The 1,643-nt window shown below is 74.2% G+C and carries 3 protein-coding genes; 1 reads left to right on the top strand and 2 read right to left on the bottom strand.

Features of this window, described 5'->3' with window-relative positions; all coding sequences use genetic code 11:
• Window positions 1–273: SPOR domain-containing protein (locus VI078_14025; protein HEY6000401.1), on the top strand; the 273-nt coding region annotated here is incomplete at its 5' end.
• A 158-nt stretch (window positions 274–431) separates the two neighbouring features.
• Here the strand turns inward: VI078_14025 and lpxC are convergent.
• Window positions 432–1,373, bottom strand: coding sequence for a UDP-3-O-acyl-N-acetylglucosamine deacetylase (gene lpxC / locus VI078_14020; protein ID HEY6000400.1), 942 nt, complete (start codon window positions 1,371–1,373; stop codon window positions 432–434).
• On the bottom strand, window positions 1,370–1,643 hold a 274-nt coding region (locus VI078_14015; GenBank protein HEY6000399.1), incomplete at its 5' end, for an MXAN_5187 C-terminal domain-containing protein. The genes lpxC and VI078_14015, both read right to left, overlap by 4 nt.

Raw genomic sequence — 1,643 nt, 5'->3', positions numbered from 1 at the left:
CCCGCGGCCGGCGGCCCGGCGGAGGGGGCGCCGGTCCTGCGCGGCGCCTTCGCCGTTCAGGTCGGCGCGTTCGCGGTCGAGGCCAACGCCCGCCGCCTGGCGGCCCGGCTCGGCGCGACCTTCCGCGCGGTGCGCGTCGTGGAGTTCCAGGACAATCGCGCGACCTGGTGGCGCGTGCGCGTGGGCGGCTACGGCGACGAGGAGGAGGCGGCCAGCGCCGCGGCGGCCTTCGCCGAGCAAGACCTGGCGGGCTTCGTGGTCCGGGAGGATTAGCTCACTCGTCCCCGGAACGGCTCAACTGCCCGCACCTTTGCTGCCCGAGTCGAGCGCGAGCGTCCTGGTGCGCTCCGGCAAGGCAGCGACAAGCCCGCGCGGAGGCGGGCTGGTGCCCGCCGCACAAGCGAGGCGAGGAGCAACACCGCCGGGGTGCATCAGGGCCTCGCGATCGCCCCGGGCGACGCAAGAATCCCCGGGACCGTCGGCGGGCACGGCAGCGACTCCGCCTCCCGCTCGGTGAGCAGCTCCCAGGCCGCGGTGTCCTCGAGGAGACGGCGCATCAGGCGCGCGTGCAGCTCGTGCCCGCTGCGGATCGCGACGAGGTGCCCGAGCACCGGGTACCCGAGCAGTGCCATGTCCCCGAGGCAGTCGAGCACCTTGTGCCGCACGAACTCGTCCTTGAAGCGCAGCCCGCCCTCGTTGAGCACCGCGTCCTCCGTCAGGACCACCGCGTTGTCGGTGGAGCCGCCCCGCGCCATCCCGCTCTCGAGAAGGACCTCGACGTCCCGCTGCATGCCGAACGTGCGCGCCGGGCCGATGCCGCGCGCGAAGTCCAGCTCGTCGTGGCGGTAGCTCACGCGCTGCTCGCCGATGAGCCGGTGCGCGAACGAGATCCGGCAGGTGATGTCCAGGCCGTCCGCCGGGTAGAACCCCGCGGCGCGCTCCGCCTCGACCAGCTCCACCGGCCGCAGGATCCGCAGGTGCGGCTGCACCGGCCCCTGTTCGACCACACCCGCGTTGCGCACGAGGTCGACGAAGGGCAGCGCGCTCCCGTCCATGATCGGCACCTCCGCGGCGTCGATCTGCACCAGCGCGTTGTCCACGCCGAGGCCGGCGAGCGCCGCGAGCAGGTGCTCGACCGTGCCCACGCGCACGCCCCGCGACTCGAGGGTGGTCGCGAACACGGTGCTGGCGACGTTGCGGATCGCGGCCGCCACGGTCGGCCGGCCCGGCAGGTCGACGCGCTGGAAGAGGATGCCGCTGGCGGGCGGGAGCGGCCGCACCTCGAGGTTGACGATCAGCCCGCTGTGCAGCCCGATGCCGCAGCAGGCGGCCGGCTGCGCCAGCGTGCGCTGGCCGCGCAGGCGCAGTTTCACTCCCCCGCCCCCGGCGTCCCGCCCCCGCGGCGGAACGGCTTGGCCACGATGCGGGTGCGCCCGTTCTCGGAGACGACCCGCACGAGCACGGACTCGCAGCGCTGCTCGCGCTTGATCTGCGCGATCCGGTCGGCGAGGGTCTTCTGGAAGCCCTCGGGCGTGAGCTTCACGACGGACTCGCCCGCCCGCTCGCGCTGGTGGCGGTAGGCCTCGTAGAACTGCTGCAGGTAGCGCTGCTCGTGCAGCGGCTCGGTGGCGAGGTACTCGCCG

The sequence above is a fragment of the bacterium genome (assembly GCA_036524115.1).
Lineage (GTDB): Bacteria > JAUVQV01 > JAUVQV01 > JAUVQV01 > DATDCY01 > DATDCY01.
Note: the sequence above shows the minus strand (reverse complement) of the source record. Positions and strands in the feature narration are given on the sequence as shown.